Origin of the sequence: Rhizobium sp. NZLR8 (assembly GCF_019685025.1) — a bacterium.
Lineage (GTDB): Bacteria > Pseudomonadota > Alphaproteobacteria > Rhizobiales > Rhizobiaceae > Rhizobium.
This window is the reverse complement of the sequence record NZ_JABDVY010000005.1, coordinates 96,399-114,908: the sequence shown is the minus strand read 5'-3', so window position 1 is coordinate 114,908 and position 18,510 is coordinate 96,399. Positions and strand designations below refer to the sequence as shown.

Sequence of the window (18,510 nt, the reverse complement as noted above, 5' to 3'; positions counted from 1 at the left end):
GCGTCTCAGGACGCCCTTTCGAACGCCAGGAGAGCCCCCACCGCCTGCGGGCGATTCGGTCCGTTGGCAGATGCGGGAAGCTGAGCGCTAGAATCCGTTGACTGTTCGCTTGGAGGACGAACGAGGTTTGGTTCGGCGACAGGGAGAAATTCGCGTTCATGGGGGTTCCACTCCAGAAAAAAGGAGAGCGGGGCCGGGTTACGGCTCTTCTCCAGCGTCAGACGGAAAATCGGATTGCCGATGCTGCCGGAAAGCTTCGATCCATCCGGCAATGGCCGCAGACCGGACGGGGCCGGCTCGACATGCAGACGGAAGGCCGCGCTGCTCGCCTCCTCCGCCCCGGCTTGACGGACAATAAAGAGCGGACGGCGGGCAGCACGCGCCCGAAGGCTGAGCCTGCGGCTTTCGGTCAGACCGAAATGGGCGGGATTGCCGCGCACTTCGAAGATGACGGCCGAAAAAGCAGCGCTTTCCACCGCCGTCTCCACCAGCCAGAGCGCCTCGTCCAGCTTGCGCGGCGCCGCATGGAGAAACCGCTCCGGGCTCAGCCCGAAATCCAGAAGCCCGGGGGCATAGGGACGGCCGGCCTCCAGCGTGCCGACAGCATCGCCGATCCAGAGGAACGGCGAAAGCCTGCCGGCATCCGCTTCCTGCTTCTGCAGCCGCGCTGCGACAGCCATTGCCAGCCCGCTGGCAGCACCTGCATCGCGAGACAAAATCGAGCGGAATTCGGTGATTGCATCGAGCGGCAGACCGCCTTCCAGCGCCTCATCAAGACATTCCACCCCAAACGCCAGCGGCGGCAGAATGCATCTCCGGGGCGCCTTGCCGCCTTCCGCCAGGGTTTCCCGCTCGGCCGCCGCAAGCGCCGGCGCCGGCTTCCCCTCTAGTCTGGCGATGGTTTCGCGGAGCGCAAAAAGCCGCTCGCGCGCCAGGGCGTGCTGCGCCATGGCGTTTCTCCAATCCGTCTTGTTCCTGTTATGTTCTTATAGATTCCAGAGAGCTAATGAAGAGTCAACGGCCATTTTATATGAATTTATTCCTGCCTTTGATTCCGCACTCGAAAATCGGCGATAAAGGTTCTATATGGCCCGCAAAGGAAGGATTATTCATGGCCCGCATAGACCAGAGCGATGATTGGCGGGACCGCCATGCGCCGACGATAAGCGCCTTCGAGTCGCTGGCCATGGAGGCCTACAGCCATCTGCCGGAAGAATTCCGCCAGCTGACCACCAACCTGACGATCGAGATCGAAGATTTCCCCGATGACGACGTGTTCGAGGACATGGCGCTGGAAACCCCTTTCGATCTGCTTGGTCTTTTCGAGGGCAGGGGCATTTCCGAACGTTTCACAGTGGAAACCGGCGAGATGCCCAACCGCATCCGCCTCTATCGGCGGCCTATTCTCGATTACTGGGCTGAGAATGACGAGACGCTCGGCGACATCATCACCCACGTCCTGATCCACGAAATCGGCCACCATTTCGGGCTGAGCGACGATGATATGGAGCGGATCGAGGAAAGCGCCGAGGAAGCCGCCGATCGCTGAAGCCGGGTGTCCGGCAGAACGAGCTATTGCTCGGAGAGCTTCACCTCGGGATGGTAATCCTTGCCTTCGACAGTCTTGACGACGGCCTGGCCGCACTGCATCGCGCCGGTCGCGGCATTGAAGGCATATGTCGGCGAGCCCTCCAGTGACCAGCCCTTGTTGAGGGCGGCGGTGACCTTGTGGCAGAAGGAAGCATCGTCGGGACCGGTCAGGAAGCGGTAGAGTTTCATCAGGCGGGCTTTCTTGCAGAAATCAGGCGAGCTTTATGAACCAGAGCTTCGGCTTGGACAAGATGCAGCCGCTCGATCATCCGCCCACCTGAATTGATGACGTTCAAACCATCGGAAGCGGGGTCGGCAAAGGCTGATATGATCGCCTCTGCTTCCGCAATGGCCGCCGGATCCGGGCCGAAATGGCGGTTGGCAGGCTCGATCTGGGTGGGGTGGATCAGCATCTTGCCGGCAAAACCCATGGCCCGGCCCTGCAGGCATTCGGCATCGAAACCCTGTTCGTCCCTGAAATCGTTGAAGACGCTGTCGATTGCATCGAGCCCGTAAGCGCTGACCGCCAGGACGACCTGCATCAGCCATGGCACGAGATAGGTCCGCCCCGGCTGGGCCAGCACGCCCGTTTCCTTGCGCAGGTCGTTGAGCCCGACGACGAGGCAATCGAGCCGCGAGCCCGTCGTGCGTCCCGCTTCCGCGATTGCCGCTGCATTCAGGATGCCGCGCGGCGTCTCGATCATCGCCCAGATGCGCAGATCTTCCGCTGCATCCGCTTCGAAGAGAAAGTCGCTGATATCAGTGATATCCTGCGGCTCGTCGACCTTCGGCAGCAGCACAGCATCGGGACCAAGCGCCGTCACCAGCTCCATGTCCGCCGGCCCGAAATCCGATGACAGGCTGTTGATGCGGATAATCCGCTCCTTGTTTTCGAGCGGCCGATCCGAAAAGAAGCGCCTCAGGTTTTCCCGCGCTTGCCCCTTCTTTTCCGGCGCCACGGAATCTTCGAGATCGAAGATCACCGCATCGCAATCGACCGCATGGGTCTTTTCGAGGGCACGCAGATTGATGGCGGGCACACTCAGCACCGAACGGCGCAGGCGGACGGAGCGGGTCGCTGGGTTTCGGCTCATGGCTGAATTAGTGCCAAGCTTTGAAGGCCGAAGCAAGCAGCCCGCCCCGGAACGACGCGCAGAACAACAAAAAGCCATGCTTGCCTTGCAGAGAGGAAAAAGAAGGACCACATTCCTTTCCGAAGAAAGGTCTCAAACCCATGCAGAACATTCGCTCCATCTTCTTCATGCTTGCCGGCGCCACCGTTTTCGTGGCCATGCTGCTTTTCACCTTCTCGGTGACGCTTGCCGTCGGCGGCATCCTGACCGTGCTCATGGTCGGACGCGCGCTTTCGATGAAGATGAAGCCCGCTCCAGTCCGCGCCAAGGCAAACAACGGTAAGCCGGAGATGCGCATCTGGAACGACGGCCGCGGCACGATTATCGATCTCTGAGCAGCTCTCGCTAAAAAAGCCGACCGACATTGTCGCATCATGCTTCCATCATACGTCTTTGAAGCAGCCGGGCATTCTGCCGGCGCTTCACAACGAATGGAGGACGAGCATGGATGCGACGACGGAAAACAATCCGGTCAAGATGCCGCCGGTCAAGAATGGCCTACTTCCCTATCTGACGGTCGGTGGCGCGGTCAAAGCCGCGGAATTCTACAAAAAAGCCTTCGGCGCCGAAGAAGCCTATATCGTGCCGGTCGACGAGAGCGGCCGGACGATGCATGTGCATCTCTACATCAACGGCAGTTCCCTCATGCTGTCGGATGCCTATCCCGAATACGGCCATCCCTTCAAAGGCCATGAAGGCTTCGCCATCCAGCTGGTTATCGACGATATCGATTTCTGGTGGGAGCGCGCTGTCGCCGCCGGTGCCGAGGTCGTCATGCCGGTCGAACTGATGTTCTGGGGCGACCGCTACGGCCAGCTTCGCGACCCGTTCGGCGTCCTCTGGGGCCTGAACGCACCGACCAAGTAACGGCACGTACGCAGAGGGCAGGCCGCGCGAAACGTCGCGTGGCCGCCATCTAAAGCATGTCGCGCAAAAGTGTGCAGCGGTTTTTGCGATGACGACATGCGGGAAGCAAAGACCTAAAGCGTGACAAGCCATCTGAAAGATCGTGACACGCTTTAGAAAGATTCTCCTTCATTTCGGCGGAAAACTGGACTAGATGCAAAATCAGGAAGTAGATTTGCTGAAATGGAGCATGGGTCATGGATAAATTCGTGAAGCTCACGGGCGTTGCAGCGCCCCTGCCGGTCGTCAACGTCGACACCGACATGATCATTCCGAAGGATTATCTGAAGACGATCAAGCGCACCGGCCTCGGCACCGGCCTTTTCGCCGAAGCCCGCTACAACGAGGACGGCTCCGAAAACCCCGATTTCGTGCTGAACAAGCCGGCCTACCGTGATGCCAAGATCCTGGTTGCCGGCGACAATTTCGGCTGCGGCTCCTCGCGCGAGCACGCGCCCTGGGCGCTCCTCGATTTCGGCATCCGCTGCGTCATCTCGACCAGCTTCGCCGACATTTTCTACAACAATTGCTTCAAGAACGGCATCCTGCCGATCATGGTCAGCCAGGAAAATCTCGACAAGCTGATGGACGACGCCTCGCGCGGCTCCAATGCCATCCTGTCCATCGACCTTGAGAACCTGGAGATCACCGGCCCCGATGGTGGCTTGATCAAGTTCGATCTCGACGAATTCAAGCGCCACTGCCTGCTGAACGGCCTCGACGATATCGGCCTGACCCTGGAAAAGGGCAGGGCGATCGACAGCTTCGAAAAGAAGAACGCCGCTTCGCACCCTTGGGCGGCCTAAGTGCTCTCCAATAAATTATCGATCAAGCCGGGCTTCGCCCGGCTTTTTCTTTGATCTCAGATCAGAGAAACTTCTCTTTCCAGCCCTTAAGCTTTTCGAGCGACACGCCGATGCCGCCGCAGACTTCGATGAGCGGATTGTTAAAGCGCGCGAGCAGCCCGGCATGCACATCGGCAACGGCCAGTGCCGCACCGCAGGCCGGCTCGACCAGAATGCGCTGCGCATCGGCAAATTTCAGGCAGGCGGCAACGGCATCGGCGTCGCTGACGACAATGCTTTCGATCGGATGCTGCTTCGGCAGGTCAAAGACATGCTGCGCCACCTGCCGCGCGCCGAGCGAAGTGGCAATCGAGGTTATGGCGGCAAGAGTGATACGCTCATTCGCTTCGAGGCTGGCATTCAGCGAGGCCGCCCCTTCGGTTTCGACGGCGATCACCGGCACATCGGAAAGCCCGTTGCGCTTCAACCCCTCGACAATGCCGGCAAGCAGCCCACCACCGCCGACGCTGGTGACGACGCAATCGAATTTCGCACCCTTCGCCACCACCTCGTCGATCAGCGTCGCATGGCCATCCCACAGAAGCGGATGGTCGAAGGGGTGAACATAGGTCGCCTTGCGGCTGCGGGCGAGTTCGACCGCATGGGCATTGGCCTCGTCGAAAACCGAACCATGAACGAGCACTTTCGCGCCCGTTGCGGCAATCGTCTGTTGCACATCGGCGGCCGTCGTCTCCGGCACGACGATGGTGACCGGCACACCGAGCGCCCGGCCGGCATAGGCGGCGGCAATGCCGGCATTACCGCCGGACGCACAGAAGATCTCGCGCGCACCATTTTCCACCTCGTACTGGCAAAGCCGGCCGACGCCGCGCAGCTTGAAGCTGCCGGAAGGCTGCAGCGCATCGAGCTTCAGCCAGAGCGGTTTGCCGCTGGCGCTGTAGCCTGGTGCTGTCTGAACCAAGGGCGTATCGAGATGGAGGGGTGCTGAAGGCATGGGAACATCCGGGGACATAAAGGTGGCTGACCGGTTCTAATCCTTTTGCGGGCACAGGAGCAACCGTCGCAGCTCAAAGCGAAGCGTACCGATTCATCCCTTCTCTCGCTTGAAATGCCCATTTCCGGGGTCTAAGAAACCGCAACTTGTTTTTCCCAGGAGGGTTTCATGACTGTGCGCAATCTTTTCCTGCTGCCGGGTGACGGCATCGGTCCCGAGGCCATGGGCGAGGTCCGCAAGATCATCGCCTATATGAACGAGGCGATGGATGGCGGTTTCGTCACCGACGAAGGCCTTGTCGGCGGCTCTGCCTATGATGCCCACGGCGCGGCGATCTCGGAAGCCGACATGCAGAAAGCGCTTGCCGCCGATGCCGTTCTCTTCGGTGCCGTCGGCGGCCCGAAATGGGATAGCGTGCCTTACGAAGTGCGCCCGGAAGCCGGCCTGTTGCGGCTGCGCAAGGATCTGCAGCTGTTTGCGAACCTGCGCCCCGCCATCTGCTATCCGGCTCTTGCCTCGGCCTCGTCGCTGAAGCCGGAACTGGTCGAAGGCCTCGATATTCTGATCATCCGCGAGCTGACGGGCGGCGTCTATTTCGGCGAGCCGAAAGAGATCATCGATCTCGGCAACGGCCAGAAGCGCGGCATCGACACGCAGGTCTACGACACTTACGAGATCGAGCGCATCTCCGGCGTCGCCTTCGAAATGGCACGCACGCGGCAGAACCGCGTCTGCTCGATGGAAAAGCGCAACGTCATGAAGTCTGGCGTGCTCTGGAACCAGGTGGTGACCGAGACGCACAAGGCGAAATATTCCGACGTCCAGCTCGAACACATGCTGGCCGATGCCGGCGGCATGCAGCTGGTACGCCAGCCCAAGCAGTTCGACGTCATCGTCACCGACAATCTCTTCGGCGACATGCTCTCCGACGTCGCCGCCATGCTGACCGGCTCGCTCGGGATGCTGCCGTCGGCCTCGCTCGGTGCGCCTGATGGCAAGACCGGCAAGCGCAAGGCGCTCTACGAGCCGGTGCACGGCTCGGCCCCCGACATTGCCGGCAAGGGCATCGCCAATCCGATCGCGATGATCGCCTCCTTCGCCATGTGCCTGCGTTACTCTTTCAACCTGGTGAAGGAAGCCGACGACCTGGAAAAGGCGATCGCCAACGTGCTCGACAAGGGCATCCGCACCGGCGACATCATGGCCGATGGCGCAAGGCAGGTCGGCACCGTCGAGATGGGCGATGCGATTCTCGGCGAGTTCAAGACGCTTTCCGCCTGATATTTCACGTGAAACAGTTCCAGCCCTTCGCATCCCGGATGCGAAGGGCTTTTTAATCCACGGCCGAGGAGTCGCAAGCCGCTCGGTCGAATTCTCCGAAACGGACTATTCTCGGCCACAATCTCGTGTATTTTTGCGCCGGATTTCAGCGAGCGCTAACCCCAAATCGGAAGCGATTTTCGCAATGGATTATGCGCCAATTCAAAGTTCGACAGGGTCCTTTGCATGTCTGAAGAGACGGGCGGCGCTGTAGGGCAAAATTCGAACGGACGACGGCAATGCGGGCATTTTGGGCTTCCCTGGACAGGCGCTGGCGCCGGAGCGGCGTCGGCATGCCGCCTCTGCGTTGGCAGGCCTGCCTCTTTATCACGCTCAATGCCGTGATCCTCTCCATGCTGCTCTTCGATGCGCCGATCGGCGCCAGCGAAGTGCCCGCGCCAGTGAAGCATCTCGGCGAGTTGATGACCGGTTTCGGCGATTCCGCCTGGCTGATCTACACCAGCATCCTGCTGTTCTTTCAGGGCCGGGCGGGCTACAAGCTTGTGAAGACGGCGCGCTCCAAGGCACAGGCGCTATATGTCAGCTGGATCGGCGCCTACCTCTTTGCCACAGTCGTCTTCTCCGGGCTTCTCGCCAATCTGCTGAAGCGGGCAATCGGCAGGGCGCGTCCCGATCATTTTCACGACTACGGCATGTTTTCCTTCACGCCTTTTTCAGGCCACGCCGCTTTCGAAAGTTTCCCGTCCGGCCATTCCACCACGGTCGGTGCCTTCTTCGCCGCATTTGCCCTGCTGTTTCCGCGCTACCGCATTGTCTTCATCGCCGGCGCCATCTGGCTTGGCATGACGCGTGTCATGGTCGGCGCCCATTATCCGAGCGACGTCATCGCCGGCCTTGCCTTCGGCGCCTGGTTCTCGCTGCTGACGGCGATCGTCTTTGCTCGCTGCGGCCTGCTCTTCAAACTGGCGCCGGATGGATGGCCGCTGTCGAAGCAACTGTTCCCTGACATAGGAAAGCCCGGCGCCTTGTGAGGGCCGGGCCTTTTTCGTCAAGTTTGAACGCAGATCAATCCATTGCGTGGATATCTCTGTTCTTCGTTTCCGGCAGGAAGAGTAGGCCGATCACCAGCGTGATCGACGCAAAGACGATCGGGTACCAGAGACCGTAATAGATATCGCCCGCAGCTGCGCTCATCGCGAAGGCCGTCGCCGGCAGCAAGCCGCCGAACCAGCCGTTGCCGATGTGATAGGGCAGCGACATGCCGGTATAACGGATGCGGGTCGGGAAGAGCTCGACCAACAGAGCGGCGATCGGTCCGTAGACCATCGTCACATAGAGGACGAGCACGAACAATATGGCGATCGTACCGGTCCAATTGACCCGGGCAGGGTCGGCGGTCATGGCGAAGCTGCCGCCATTGGCGACGTTGTAGACCGCCATGTCGGTGACGCCATTGGCCTCATCCGCCGTCAGCAGCTTGGTCTCGACCAGCTTCGCCGCCGGTACAGTTTCCTTCTCGCCGGCGCGCACGGTATCGGCGTTGAGCGACAGTTCCGGATTGGCCGCGATGAAGGCATCGAGCTTGGCATCCGGCACCTTGACGGCGCCGCGCTTCAGCGGATAGCCGGCATCGTGGAGCGCGATGTTGACGCCCTTCTCGAAGGCGGCGGTCATGCCCTTGGCCTTGTCGCCGGCGGCGACGACGTCGAAGCTCGTAATCGTCCCGTTGCCGACCTTCACCGTTGCCGGCTGACCGGCGGGGCCGGGAACGACATCATAAGGCACCGAGTTTTTCGTCAGGAATGCCGTCGCCACGTCGCAGGAATTGGTGAACTTCGACGTGCCGGTCGGATTGAACTGGAATTTACAATCCGTCGGATCGGCCGTAACCGTTGCCCGGATCGAGGCCTGTGCTTCGGCAAGCGCCGGGTTCGCCGTCCAGGTCATCGCCTTGAACAGCGGATTATAGGTCACCGCCGCGATGAGAAGGCCCGCCATTATGATCGGCTTGCGGCCGATCTTGTCGGAGAGGCCACCGAAGATGACGAAGAATGGCGTCGCGAGGAAGAGCGCGATGGCGACCATGATATTGGCCGACTGCAGGTCTACCTTCAGGACGTTCTGCAGGAAGAACAGTGCATAGAACTGGCCGCCGTACCAGACGACCGCCTGGCCCATGGTGGCGCCGAGAAGCGCGATGATCGCGATCTTGGCATTTTTCCATGTCCCGAAGGCTTCGGTTAGCGGCGCCTTGGAGCCCTTGCCTTCCGCCTTCATCTTCTGAAACGCCGGCGATTCGTTCATCTTCAAGCGGATCCAGACCGAAACGCCGAGCAGAACGACCGATACCAGGAACGGAATGCGCCAGCCCCAGGCAGCGAATTGAACCGCGCCCATCAGATATTGCACCAGGACGATGATGATCAGCGACAGGAACAGGCCGAGCGTCGCCGTCGTCTGGATCCATGACGTGAAATAACCGCGGCGCCCGTTCGGCGCATGTTCGGCGACATAGGTGGCAGCACCGCCATATTCACCGCCAAGCGCCAGACCCTGGAGCAGGCGCAGCCCGATCAGGATGATCGGCGCCGCGATGCCGATGGTGGCGGCACCCGGCAGGATACCGACGAGAAAGGTCGACAGACCCATGATCAGGATCGTCACCAGGAAGGTATATTTGCGGCCGACCAGATCGCCGAGACGGCCGAACACCAGCGCGCCGAAGGGACGCACCAGGAAGCCGGCGGCAAAGGCGAGCAGCGTGAAGATGTTGCGCGTCGCCTCGGGATATTGGGTGAAATAGGTCGCGCCGATATAGGTGGCGAGGGAACCATAGAGATAGAAATCATACCATTCGAAAACGGTGCCGAGCGAAGAAGCGAAGATGACCTTCTTCTCCTCCCTCGTCATCGGACCGGCCTTCGCGCCGTCGATGCTTGCGACATTTGCCATTGTCTGTCCTCCACAGAGTGATGAAAACGCGCGCGACCTACTCTCCTCAAAGCAGACCCCTGGCCGCGACACGCCTGACGAGAGTGTGCCAGAAACGACAGATCAAAAAGAGAGAGGCTTTGGGATTATGACTTTAGTCTAACGGGGGCGAGCTTTGGCAGCCAGCGACGCGATCCTCCGGCCCAGGTTACGCCCTCAGCGCTTGCGCCGGCGATTGCCGGTAGGCGAGCACTGCCGGCAGCGCGGCAAGAATTGTGGCAAAGACGAGCAGCACCGCCGCAAGCCCGGCGTCGTCACGGACGAAGCCGACCGGCATGGCCATCCCGCTCGTCTGCGAGACCATGGCGGACAAGGTCAGCGCCGCGGCAAACCCAAGTGCAAATCCGAGCCCGATGCCGACTGCCACCACGAAGAAGAACTCCAACCAGACGATGCCGAAAATCGCGCCGCGCGGAGCGCCGAAGGCCCTCAGCGCGCCGATCTGGCGGCGGCGCTGGCCGATATGGATGACCGTGACCAGCACCAGCGAGGCTGCGACGAGAGCTTGGGCGCCGGCAGCGACCGCGACGAGGATCTGCTTGGCGTCGCCGAGCGTGGCGTAGAGATTGGTCAGCACCTCGCCGGGGAAGACGGCGACGGTATTGCCGCTGCGATAGTCCTGCCGCAGCTTGTAGGCATCGGCGATCGTCTTCGGTTTTACCATAATGGCGGGAAGGCCCGGAGCATCTGCAGCCCATTTCTCGTCAAGTACGGCATCCGGGTCGATCTCGCCGTGATGCTCATGCTGGTGGGGATCGGCGCCGGCATGCTCATGATCGTGTCCGGTCACCCCGGCGCTTTCATGCTCGCTCGCCCCCAGACCATGGATATGCCAGACAGCCTGGATCGGAACCAGAATGGCCCGGTCCCAGGCGGTGCCTGTCGGCCGCAAGCGGCCGACGATATGATAAACGAGTTCGGTATGGGTCTCGCCGCCCTCTTCCACCGAACCGTGCATCGGCTTGATCTCAGCCCCGAGCGAAAGCTTGACGGCGGAGCCGATCACTGCCTCCCCCTCGCGCGCGAAAACCGTACCCTCGGCAAAGCCGCCGGACAGCTTGTCCGCCAGCGTCACCGTCGTGCCGACGATCGGATAGCCGGAGAAGGAATCACCGAAGCCGATCGGGACTGCCCAGTCGACACGGGGATCGGCGGCGAGCCTGACCAGCACGTCACCCGGCATCAGCGGCAAAGGCGAGGGCTGCAGGAAGACGGAGGACAGCACCAGCTGCGTCTCGCTGCCGCCTGCGCCGATGACGAGATCGAACTTGTCGGCGGCGCGCGCGCTGCCGAGACGAAGCGCCCGCTCCTGCAGCACGACGCAAACGCCGAGCGCCGTCGCCAGCGCCACCAGCAGCACGACCACCAGCGACCCCGCCCAGAGGCGGCGAAGATCGGCAAGGATGAAGCGGATCATACAGCCTCTCCCGCCGCTGCAGCGGAATCGTCGCTGATCCGGCCGGAGCCGAAGGTGATGCGCCGGTCGAGGCGGCTGGCCAGGCGCAGATCATGCGAAACGATGATCAGCGTGCTGCCTTCGGCCGCGGCAAGATCGAGGATGAGATCGCCGACCGTCTCGCCGCTTTCGGCATCAAGGCTCGCTGTCGGCTCGTCAGCGATGATGACGCCGGGCTTGCGCAGCAGCGCCCGGGCGATCGCCACGCGCTGCATCTCGCCGCGCGACATGGTTTCGATCTTCTGGCCTGGGCGGGAAAGATCGACCGAACTCAAAAGCGCATGCGCCCGCTCGATGACGGCGGGGGTGGCGGCCCAAGCAAGCCGCGCCGGCAAAAGCACGTTTTCCACCGCCGACAGGCCGGGGAAGAGATAGAACTCCTGCATGACCAGGCCGATATTGGCGGCGCGGAACCGATCGCGCCGGCTCTCGGAAAAACTGGCGATATCCTCGCCGTTCCAGCGGATGCGGCCCCGGCGTGTTCGCTCCAGCCCGGCAACGATATTGACGAAGGTGCTCTTGCCGGAGCCGGACGCACCTGTGATGGCGACCCTGCTGCCGGCGTCGATCGAAAGACGACCGATTGCCAGCGCCGGCGAGGACAGGCCCGAGAAGGTGACGTCAAGGTTTTCGATATCAAGAGCGAGCATATCGGATCAGACAGAAAAATATTCGGCCTGGCGGATACGCAACAGGCTGACGAAGCCGGTGTCCGGATCCGTCCAGGAGCCGTATTCCAGCGTGCCGCGCACCTCGATCGTCTGGCGCGGCTGCACGAAGGTCTGTTTCTCCAAGAGATAGACGACGACGATATTATCCGGCCAGTCCGCATCCGAGGAGCAGAAGGGGCAGAGCGACATCGGCACTTCGGTCAACACGAAGAACTGCGCCTCGGCCTTCAGCGGCGGCGCCATGAAGCCCTTCATGCTGATTTCCTGCCCGGCGAGGCGCTTCACCTTGTCGGAGAATTCAAGGCCGAGTACCCCGAACTTGCCATAGAGCTCGTCGAAGGAGAGCGAGGGATCGGCAGCGCGAACGACGGAAGCGGTAAAAGGAAGCGCAACGGCGGCGCCGATCAGCCGGCGGCGGCTGAGATGCAGCGAAGAGAATATATCCATAGCGACCTCCAGGAAGCAAATCCCGGCCGTTAGCGCATCGGCCTGAAAATCGGAATCGATTTTCAGAAAGCACGATGCGTAGATTCAAAGTGTTACAGCGTCCTTTGCGCATCTGAAAAGACGCGCGGCGCTGTAGCCGGCCGGATAATAATCGACAAGAAAGGCAAGGCCGCCAAGCGGCCTTGCCGGATCGGCTTGCGATCAGTTCGTCTGCTTGGCGCCGAGAGCGAAGGTGTCGGCGAGCACGCGATAGACGTCGCTCTGTTCGAGGTAGCCATGGAACTCTTCCGAGCCCGGGCCGGCCGACTGCAGGACGACGTCGTCGACCGCATGGACGCCGCTCTCGCTGCTCTTCGGAAGATTGCCCTGAACGAAGACCGCGCCGGGAACATCCTTGTACTGTTCGTTGGCGACATATTCCTTCTTTTCGTTCTGGACGGCCGGAACGAAGGGACCGTCGAGCTTCGGACGGAAGGTTTCGTAGTGGTCAGGGCCGTTATTGGCACTTAGAAACAAGCGGCGGCTGACGTCGATCTTATCAGGGTATCCGTCGCCGTTTTCGTCCTTGTAGTTCGGGAAACCAGCCTCAGCATAGGTCCCGACCTTTTCGCGCATTTCGGTGCCGGGCTTCTCATCATCGACGGTGCCGATGATCGAGACACCATGCGTATGGTCACCGGTGACGACAATCAGCGTATCGGGATGAGCCTTCTGGAATTCGCGGGCGACGCCGATCGCCTGGTCGAATTCGATGGTTTCGACGACGGCGCGATCCCAATCGAGCGGATGCGACATCTTGTCGATCGAGGAACCTTCGACCATCAGGAAGAAACCATCAGGATTCTTGGAGAGGCGGTCGATCGCAACCTTGGTCATGGCGACGAGACCCGGCTGGTTCGGGAACTTGTCGACGGTGCCCTTCTTCAGGAACTCGCGGTCGAGCGTCACGTCCATATTGCCGGTGTGGAAGAGCCCGAGGAGATTGCCTTCGGCCGACGCATTGGCTGCGAGCTCGTTCTTGTCGGTCGCAAGCTTGTAACCGGCATCCTGAAACAGCTTGATGTAGTCCTGGTTGTCCTTGCGCTTGGAACCGGCGACCTCCTTGCCGAGGAAATAGGCCGAGCCGCCGCCGAGCAGGACTTCAGGCTTGACGTCGAGCAGCATGCCGACGACGTCGGCCTTGTCATTGCGGTTACGGGTATGGGAAACAACAGCAGCCGGCGTGGCGTCTTCGACTTCGGCGGTTGCGACGATGCCGATCGACTTCTTGGTCATGCGGCGAACGGCTTCCGCGAAGGTTTCGACACGCGGGTCGTCCAGCGAGGCCGGCGTACGGTCCGCGTAAACGCCGATCGCGTTGACGGCCGTCTTGTGGCCCGTCATGTAGGCCGACATGGTGTTGGCGGAGTCGGTGGCAACGGCATTCGTCGCCGAGGTGCCGACAAAGGCCATGCGATCAAGATCGTCCATGTTCAGACGGCCATTCGCCTTACCTTCGGTCATGCCCTTGGACATGATGCGGGCGGCGGTGCGATGCGCGACGGAAAGACCATCGCCGAGCAGGAAGATGATGTTCTTAGCCTTTGGCTGACCAGCGGTTTCGTAAACGTTCCAGGTGACGGATTTCGTTTCGTCGCCGGCAGCGACCTCGACCTTGTAGGCGCCTGGAGCGGAAATCTTCAGGCCGCGCAGCAGGAGAGCGGAGCCGAGAGCCTTGTCATCCTTGCCCTTTTCCAGCTCGACGAACCGTGCCTCGCCCCCGAGGACGGTTTTGTAGTCCTGACCGTTGACCGTGATCTTCACGTCTTCGGGCTTGACCTGCTTGTTGAGTTCGACCTTGAAATCGAATGGCGAACCGGCAAGAATCGTCGCGCGATCAAGCGGATAGACCGTCGTCGCCTGAGCGGCGCCCGCAAGGATGGTGGTGGCCGCAAAAGCGGCAGGAAGCGTACGCATGGAAAACCCCCGTTTTCGTTGCAGACAGTAACAACCGGGCCGGGATATCTCTCGAGGATGACAGCGGCATGACAAAATGTCGCAGCATTGTGGCCGCCGCTTTCGCCGTCCGGCTCTGACCGCAAAAACCTTGACTCCTGTGGAAAACCTTCTAAGAGCAACAACGGAAAAGGAATCTCCATGGTTCACGACGAACATGCCATTGCCGACCGCAATGACCGGGCACAGTTTGCCGGGGTGGACATTGCCGTTCCGGTTTCTGCCAAAACCAAGGCCAAAACGACGACGAAAACCGTCTGATGTCTCTGGCCTGCCGCTCTCTCCCCGGCTCGGCTGGGGACAGGAAGACGCGATCCGTCGCGCCTTTCCCCTCACCGGAAAAGAGGAGAGAAGAGAAAGAGAGCTTGAGAAATGGGTTTCAAAGTAGCAGTTGCGGGAGCGACCGGAAACGTCGGCCGGGAGATTCTCAACATCCTCTCCGAGCGGGGCTTCCCCGCCGATGAGGTCGTGGCGCTTGCCTCCTCGCGTTCGCAGGGTACCGAAGTTTCCTACGGTGACCGGACGCTGAAGGTATCCAATATGGAGAATTACGATTTCTCCGATACCGACATCTGCCTGATGTCGGCCGGCGGTGAGATCTCCAAGAAGTTCTCGCCGAAGATCGGCCAGCAGGGCTGCGTTGTCATCGACAATTCCTCGGCCTGGCGTTACGACGCCGACGTGCCGCTGATCGTGCCGGAAGTGAACCCGGATGCCATCAGCCTGTTCACCAAGCGCAACATCATCGCCAATCCGAATTGCTCGACTGCCCAGCTGGTGGTGGCGTTGAAGCCGCTGCATGACTTCGCCAAGATCAAGCGTGTCGTTATCTCGACCTACCAGTCGGTCTCCGGCGCCGGCAAGGACGGCATGGACGAGCTCTTCAATCAGACACGCGCCGTTTTTGTCGCCGATCCGATCGAAAATAAGAAGTTCACCAAGCGTATCGCCTTCAACGTCATTCCGCACATCGATAGCTTCATGGAAGACGGCTACACCAAGGAAGAGTGGAAGGTGCTGGCCGAGACGAAGAAGATGCTCGACCCGAAGATCAAGGTGACCTGCACGGCAGTGCGCGTGCCGGTTTTCATCGGCCATTCGGAATCGGTCAATATCGAGTTCGAAAACGAGATCACCGCCGACCAGGCCCGTGACATCCTGCGCGATGCGCCGGGCTGCCTCGTCATCGACAAGCGCGAGGACGGCGGCTACATCACGCCTTATGAATCCGCCGGCGAGGACGCGACCTACATCTCGCGCATCCGCGAAGATGCGACGGTCGAAAACGGCCTCAACATCTGGGTGGTCTCCGACAATCTGCGCAAGGGTGCGGCATTGAACGCCATCCAGATCGCTGAGCTGCTCGTCAATCGTGGCCTTGTCAAACCGCGCAAGCAGGCCGCCTGATACCATTTGTAAACCATAATATGCTAAAGCCCTGCTGATGAAGGCAGGGCTTTTTGCCGAACAGTAAGCGCCCTTATCCATAAGCGCTTACTGAAAGGTGATCGTGACAAGATCGCCGTCGGCTGGCATTCTGCCTGGCGTCAAGCCAAGCTATGCCGCCCGAAACCGATAGCGGTTTTGGGACAAAGGCATGAACAGAACAAAGATTTAAGGCGCGTCGCATGGTTCTGATGGCCGCGGCGCGCTTCAGCAGACCGGAGCGGGGTTTCTCATGCGCATGACAACATTCCTTCTGGCCGCATCTATGGCAGCCGGCGTCCTCCACGCGCTGCCGGCAGCGGCCCAGGGCGCCCAATGCGGCAACAATAGCAGCGGTTTCAGTGCATGGGTCGCCGACTTCAAGCAGGAAGCGGCGGCAAACGGCGTCAGCCGCTCGGTCCTCGACCGCGCCTTCGCCAACGTCAATTACAACAAACCGACGATCGCCGCCGACCGCGGCCAGAAGAGCTTCAAACTCTCCTTCGACGCGTTCATGCAGAAGCGCGGCGGTGCCACCGTCATTTCCCGCGGCCGCAGCATGAAGGCCGCCAACCAGGCACTTTTTGCCTCGATTGAACGCCGTTTCGGCGTTCCGTCCGGCCCGCTGATCGCGATCTGGGGCATGGAGACCGGTTTTGGCAGCTATATGGGCAACCAGCATACGCTGTCGGCTGTTTCGACCCTTGCCTATGACTGCCGTCGTTCGGACTATTTCACCGACCAGCTCTATGCCGCGCTCCAGCTCGTCTCCGAGGGCTATCTGAGCCCGCAGGCCAAGGGTGCTGCCCACGGTGAAATCGGCCAGACGCAGTTTCTGCCGCGCAATGTCGTACGCTTCGGCGCCGATGGCGACGGCGACGGCCGCGTCGACATGGTCGGTTCCCGCGCCGATGCCCTGGCCTCGACTGCGAATTTCCTCAAAGGCCATGGCTGGAGCGCCGGCGCCGGCTATCAGCCCGGAGAGCCGAATTTCGTCGCCATCCAGGGCTGGAACGCCGCCAGCGTCTACCAGCAGGCGATCGCCTATATCGGCCAGCAGATCGACGGCAAATAGGCCCTCATCGACAACGATACCCGAAAACGCCGCTGCGACATGCGGTGTTTTTCATGTTCGGGTATCAAAACCGCCGCCCGACGCCTTCTTGCGTCGCTCCTCCTTCGCCGGCGCCTGCACGATCGGTCCCGAAACGACGCAGTTGCGGCCGGAGGCCTTGGCGGCATAGAGCGCCAGATCAGCGCGTTTAACCAGATCCTCGAAGTTCCGGTTGGCGGCTTCATTTGCCCGGCCGGCGCATCCGAAACTCGCCGTCACCTTGAGAACATCGCCGCTCTCCAAAGATATTTCCGCCGCTTCGATCGCCAGCCGCACGCGCTCGGCAATGATTGCAGCATCGTCAGGCGTCGAATCCGGCAGAAGCGCCAAAAACTCCTCGCCGCCATGGCGCACCAGCAGATCGAAGGAGCGAAAATTTTGACGCGCGACGCCCGCGACCTGCCGGAGCACGGCATCGCCGGCATCATGCCCGTTGATATCGTTGACCTTCTTGAAATGATCGAGGTCGAAGAGGACGACGGAGATCCAGCGCGACCCGTGCTCGGCCTGCGTCAGAAGCGCCGATGCGGCGACCTCGAAGCCGCGCCTGTTGTACAAGCCAGTCAGAAGATCGGTCTGGGCGGCGTTGCGCAACTCGCTGACCAGTGTCTCGCGATCCCGCGTCAGCCGGTCGATCAGGCGCAGGCCCCTTGCCGCCAGCGTCATCACCAATGTGGCGAGAAGCAACAGGCCGGCACACAGCCCCAGGATCAGCGTCAGATGTATATGCGCGCGCGTCGACAAGTTTTCGCCGGTCTCATGAATATCTTTTGCGGCCTCGACCATCTTCTGCTGCAGGAAGATCATGCGTTCGCTCTGCGCAGTAGCCCAGACGTCGCGCACTACGCGCGTCGGCTGCGATCCGGCAAGGATCGCATCGGTGATCGCATTCGCCTTCACCTGGTCGCTACGGGCAAGATAGGCAACGATGTCGCGCACGATCGGCGCCGTGGAATGAAAGACCATGTGGTCCATGCCCTCACCGAGCATTACCTTGCCCTGTACGAACAGCTCCACCGGAAACCGCGCGGAAACACGGTGATCGAGGTAGCGGGTGCCGACGCCGGTAATCAGTCTTTCGCCGTAATAGGTCAGCAGAATACCCATCAGCTGGTTGGATTTCTCAAGCAGCACCGGATCGCTGATCAGTGGTGAAAGCGTGTCGACGACGGCAAGCTGCTTGAGAGCTGCATACCAGTAGATAGAACCGGGATCGCTGCCGGCGTAAAGGCCCTGGTCGACGGCGTTGCGGGCGGCAACGATGCGGCTATAGGCAAGGCTGAGAATCGATAATTCGCCGGCCAGCCCTGGGTCGAGCGCATCGCGGGAGGGCAGCGTGGCATAGAAGGCCAAGCGCTCGCGATCGAGCGTCACCCGGCTTCTCTGCATGTCGGCGGCAGTCGCGTTGTTGGGACGTGCGAGGTAGAGGCGGGTGGCGCCAATTTCACTCAGGATCTCCGTGGCGGCGATCGACCCGCCGCGGGCAAGCACGTCGGCGAACTGCCTGTCCTTTTCGAGATCCCTGTATTGTCTGAGCGAAGACCTTATGACGACGACGCCTTCAATGAGCATGAAGACGAAGGGCAGCATGATGGCGGCCAGGATAACCCTTTTGATGGTTTCGAACTTCATCGCCAATCGCCACGGTGATCAAAACGTCGGTCGTGCGCGACCAATTGACGGCATCTTAGCAGCAATTCT

General features: G+C 60.9%; 19 protein-coding genes. 9 read left to right on the top strand and 10 right to left on the bottom strand.

The genetic code is table 11. The features are described 5' to 3' along the window. Positions 1 to 5: 5 nt before the first annotated feature. Positions 6 to 950, bottom strand: coding sequence for an ImuA family protein (locus HJB89_RS33230; RefSeq protein WP_246762705.1), 945 nt, complete (start codon positions 948 to 950; stop codon positions 6 to 8). Positions 951 to 1,111: 161 nt separating this feature from the next. Here HJB89_RS33230 and HJB89_RS13595 point away from each other — a divergent pair, with 161 nt between their 5' ends. Beyond that, entirely contained in the window at positions 1,112 to 1,549 is a 438-nt protein-coding gene (locus HJB89_RS13595; RefSeq protein WP_164007305.1) for a metallopeptidase family protein, read from the top strand. 23 nt (positions 1,550 to 1,572) lie between these two features. On the opposite strand, the gene HJB89_RS13590 is transcribed toward HJB89_RS13595, so the two are convergent. Continuing rightward, a complete protein-coding gene (locus tag HJB89_RS13590) occupies positions 1,573 to 1,779 on the bottom strand; it encodes a DUF1737 domain-containing protein (RefSeq protein ID WP_207582280.1) in 207 nt (68 codons plus the stop codon). Continuing rightward, positions 1,779 to 2,684 (bottom strand): CoA ester lyase, encoded by a 906-nt coding sequence (locus tag HJB89_RS13585; protein WP_221115401.1) that lies wholly within the window; start codon positions 2,682 to 2,684, stop codon positions 1,779 to 1,781. The genes HJB89_RS13590 and HJB89_RS13585 overlap by 1 nt, the downstream gene beginning before the upstream one ends. Before the next feature lie 140 nt (positions 2,685 to 2,824). Here HJB89_RS13585 and HJB89_RS13580 point away from each other — a divergent pair, with 140 nt between their 5' ends. From HJB89_RS13580 to leuD, 3 genes are all read left to right on the top strand, one after another. Then, the gene (locus HJB89_RS13580; protein WP_164007301.1) at positions 2,825 to 3,058 is read left to right on the top strand and encodes a hypothetical protein; all 234 of its coding nucleotides are present in this window, start codon (positions 2,825 to 2,827) and stop codon (positions 3,056 to 3,058) included. A gap of 109 nt (positions 3,059 to 3,167) precedes the next feature. After that, on the top strand, positions 3,168 to 3,590 hold the full coding sequence (locus HJB89_RS13575) for a glyoxalase/bleomycin resistance/extradiol dioxygenase family protein (protein WP_207582282.1): 423 nt from the start codon (positions 3,168 to 3,170) through the stop codon (positions 3,588 to 3,590). Between the two features lie 236 nt (positions 3,591 to 3,826). Further along, positions 3,827 to 4,435 (top strand): 3-isopropylmalate dehydratase small subunit, encoded by a 609-nt coding sequence (gene leuD, locus HJB89_RS13570; RefSeq protein WP_164007297.1) that lies wholly within the window; start codon positions 3,827 to 3,829, stop codon positions 4,433 to 4,435. A gap of 61 nt (positions 4,436 to 4,496) precedes the next feature. Here leuD and HJB89_RS13565 read toward each other — a convergent pair whose 3' ends face one another. After that, positions 4,497 to 5,429, bottom strand: coding sequence for a pyridoxal-phosphate dependent enzyme (locus tag HJB89_RS13565; RefSeq protein WP_207582283.1), 933 nt, complete (start codon positions 5,427 to 5,429; stop codon positions 4,497 to 4,499). Positions 5,430 to 5,597: 168 nt separating this feature from the next. On the opposite strand from HJB89_RS13565, the gene leuB reads away from it, so the two are divergent. Both leuB and lpxE read left to right on the top strand, forming a co-directional pair. Next, positions 5,598 to 6,710 carry a 3-isopropylmalate dehydrogenase gene (gene leuB, locus HJB89_RS13560; RefSeq protein ID WP_207582284.1) on the top strand — a complete coding sequence of 371 codons (1,113 nt, stop codon included), beginning with the start codon at positions 5,598 to 5,600 and terminating at the stop codon, positions 6,708 to 6,710. Positions 6,711 to 6,988: 278 nt separating this feature from the next. Then, on the top strand, positions 6,989 to 7,741 hold the full coding sequence (gene lpxE, locus HJB89_RS13555) for a phosphatase PAP2 family protein (protein ID WP_207582285.1): 753 nt from the start codon (positions 6,989 to 6,991) through the stop codon (positions 7,739 to 7,741). Positions 7,742 to 7,775: 34 nt separating this feature from the next. Here lpxE and HJB89_RS13550 read toward each other — a convergent pair whose 3' ends face one another. The 5 genes from HJB89_RS13550 to HJB89_RS13530 form a co-directional block, all read right to left on the bottom strand. Then, positions 7,776 to 9,662 (bottom strand): MFS transporter, encoded by a 1,887-nt coding sequence (locus HJB89_RS13550; RefSeq protein ID WP_207582286.1) that lies wholly within the window; start codon positions 9,660 to 9,662, stop codon positions 7,776 to 7,778. A 187-nt stretch (positions 9,663 to 9,849) separates the two neighbouring features. Further along, on the bottom strand, positions 9,850 to 11,118 hold the full coding sequence (locus HJB89_RS13545; protein ID WP_221150059.1) for an ABC transporter permease: 1,269 nt from the start codon (positions 11,116 to 11,118) through the stop codon (positions 9,850 to 9,852). Then, entirely contained in the window at positions 11,115 to 11,807 is a 693-nt protein-coding gene (locus HJB89_RS13540) for an ABC transporter ATP-binding protein (protein WP_207582288.1), read from the bottom strand. Before HJB89_RS13540 ends, HJB89_RS13545 begins: the two co-directional genes overlap by 4 nt. 6 nt (positions 11,808 to 11,813) lie before the next feature. Continuing rightward, positions 11,814 to 12,275 (bottom strand): hypothetical protein, encoded by a 462-nt coding sequence (locus HJB89_RS13535; RefSeq protein WP_221131599.1) that lies wholly within the window; start codon positions 12,273 to 12,275, stop codon positions 11,814 to 11,816. A 201-nt stretch (positions 12,276 to 12,476) separates the two neighbouring features. Next, on the bottom strand, positions 12,477 to 14,231 hold the full coding sequence (locus HJB89_RS13530; protein ID WP_221115395.1) for an alkaline phosphatase: 1,755 nt from the start codon (positions 14,229 to 14,231) through the stop codon (positions 12,477 to 12,479). Between the two features lie 87 nt (positions 14,232 to 14,318). On the opposite strand from HJB89_RS13530, the gene HJB89_RS33605 reads away from it, so the two are divergent. The 3 genes from HJB89_RS33605 (at position 14,319) to HJB89_RS13515 (ending at position 16,770) form a co-directional block, all read left to right on the top strand. After that, positions 14,319 to 14,531 carry a hypothetical protein gene (locus tag HJB89_RS33605; protein WP_207582291.1) on the top strand — a complete coding sequence of 71 codons (213 nt, stop codon included), beginning with the start codon at positions 14,319 to 14,321 and terminating at the stop codon, positions 14,529 to 14,531. Positions 14,532 to 14,642: 111 nt separating this feature from the next. Next, on the top strand, positions 14,643 to 15,677 hold the full coding sequence (locus HJB89_RS13520) for an aspartate-semialdehyde dehydrogenase (protein ID WP_207582292.1): 1,035 nt from the start codon (positions 14,643 to 14,645) through the stop codon (positions 15,675 to 15,677). A gap of 271 nt (positions 15,678 to 15,948) precedes the next feature. Next, on the top strand, positions 15,949 to 16,770 hold the full coding sequence (locus tag HJB89_RS13515; protein WP_207582293.1) for a lytic transglycosylase domain-containing protein: 822 nt from the start codon (positions 15,949 to 15,951) through the stop codon (positions 16,768 to 16,770). A gap of 51 nt (positions 16,771 to 16,821) precedes the next feature. Here the strand turns inward: HJB89_RS13515 and HJB89_RS13510 are convergent, their stop codons facing one another. Further along, positions 16,822 to 18,441 (bottom strand): GGDEF domain-containing protein, encoded by a 1,620-nt coding sequence (locus HJB89_RS13510; protein WP_207582294.1) that lies wholly within the window; start codon positions 18,439 to 18,441, stop codon positions 16,822 to 16,824. Positions 18,442 to 18,510: the final 69 nt, after the last annotated feature.

Excerpts from the sequence above, each read along its gene's own strand:
- HJB89_RS33230 (WP_246762705.1), bottom strand. The coding sequence starts at position 950 with ATGGCGCAGCACGCCCTGGCGCGCGAGCGGCTTTTTGCGCTCCGCGAA.
- HJB89_RS13595 (WP_164007305.1), top strand. The coding sequence starts at position 1,112 with ATGGCCCGCATAGACCAGAGCGATGATTGGCGGGACCGCCATGCGCCG.
- HJB89_RS13590 (WP_207582280.1), bottom strand. The coding sequence starts at position 1,779 with ATGAAACTCTACCGCTTCCTGACCGGTCCCGACGATGCTTCCTTCTGC.
- HJB89_RS13585 (WP_221115401.1), bottom strand. The coding sequence starts at position 2,684 with ATGAGCCGAAACCCAGCGACCCGCTCCGTCCGCCTGCGCCGTTCGGTG.
- HJB89_RS13580 (WP_164007301.1), top strand. The coding sequence starts at position 2,825 with ATGCAGAACATTCGCTCCATCTTCTTCATGCTTGCCGGCGCCACCGTT.
- HJB89_RS13575 (WP_207582282.1), top strand. The coding sequence starts at position 3,168 with ATGGATGCGACGACGGAAAACAATCCGGTCAAGATGCCGCCGGTCAAG.
- leuD (WP_164007297.1), top strand. The coding sequence starts at position 3,827 with ATGGATAAATTCGTGAAGCTCACGGGCGTTGCAGCGCCCCTGCCGGTC.
- HJB89_RS13565 (WP_207582283.1), bottom strand. The coding sequence starts at position 5,429 with ATGCCTTCAGCACCCCTCCATCTCGATACGCCCTTGGTTCAGACAGCA.
- leuB (WP_207582284.1), top strand. The coding sequence starts at position 5,598 with ATGACTGTGCGCAATCTTTTCCTGCTGCCGGGTGACGGCATCGGTCCC.
- lpxE (WP_207582285.1), top strand. The coding sequence starts at position 6,989 with ATGCGGGCATTTTGGGCTTCCCTGGACAGGCGCTGGCGCCGGAGCGGC.
- HJB89_RS13550 (WP_207582286.1), bottom strand. The coding sequence starts at position 9,662 with ATGGCAAATGTCGCAAGCATCGACGGCGCGAAGGCCGGTCCGATGACG.
- HJB89_RS13545 (WP_221150059.1), bottom strand. The coding sequence starts at position 11,118 with ATGATCCGCTTCATCCTTGCCGATCTTCGCCGCCTCTGGGCGGGGTCG.
- HJB89_RS13540 (WP_207582288.1), bottom strand. The coding sequence starts at position 11,807 with ATGCTCGCTCTTGATATCGAAAACCTTGACGTCACCTTCTCGGGCCTG.
- HJB89_RS13535 (WP_221131599.1), bottom strand. The coding sequence starts at position 12,275 with ATGGATATATTCTCTTCGCTGCATCTCAGCCGCCGCCGGCTGATCGGC.
- HJB89_RS13530 (WP_221115395.1), bottom strand. The coding sequence starts at position 14,231 with ATGCGTACGCTTCCTGCCGCTTTTGCGGCCACCACCATCCTTGCGGGC.
- HJB89_RS13520 (WP_207582292.1), top strand. The coding sequence starts at position 14,643 with ATGGGTTTCAAAGTAGCAGTTGCGGGAGCGACCGGAAACGTCGGCCGG.
- HJB89_RS13515 (WP_207582293.1), top strand. The coding sequence starts at position 15,949 with ATGCGCATGACAACATTCCTTCTGGCCGCATCTATGGCAGCCGGCGTC.
- HJB89_RS13510 (WP_207582294.1), bottom strand. The coding sequence starts at position 18,441 with ATGAAGTTCGAAACCATCAAAAGGGTTATCCTGGCCGCCATCATGCTG.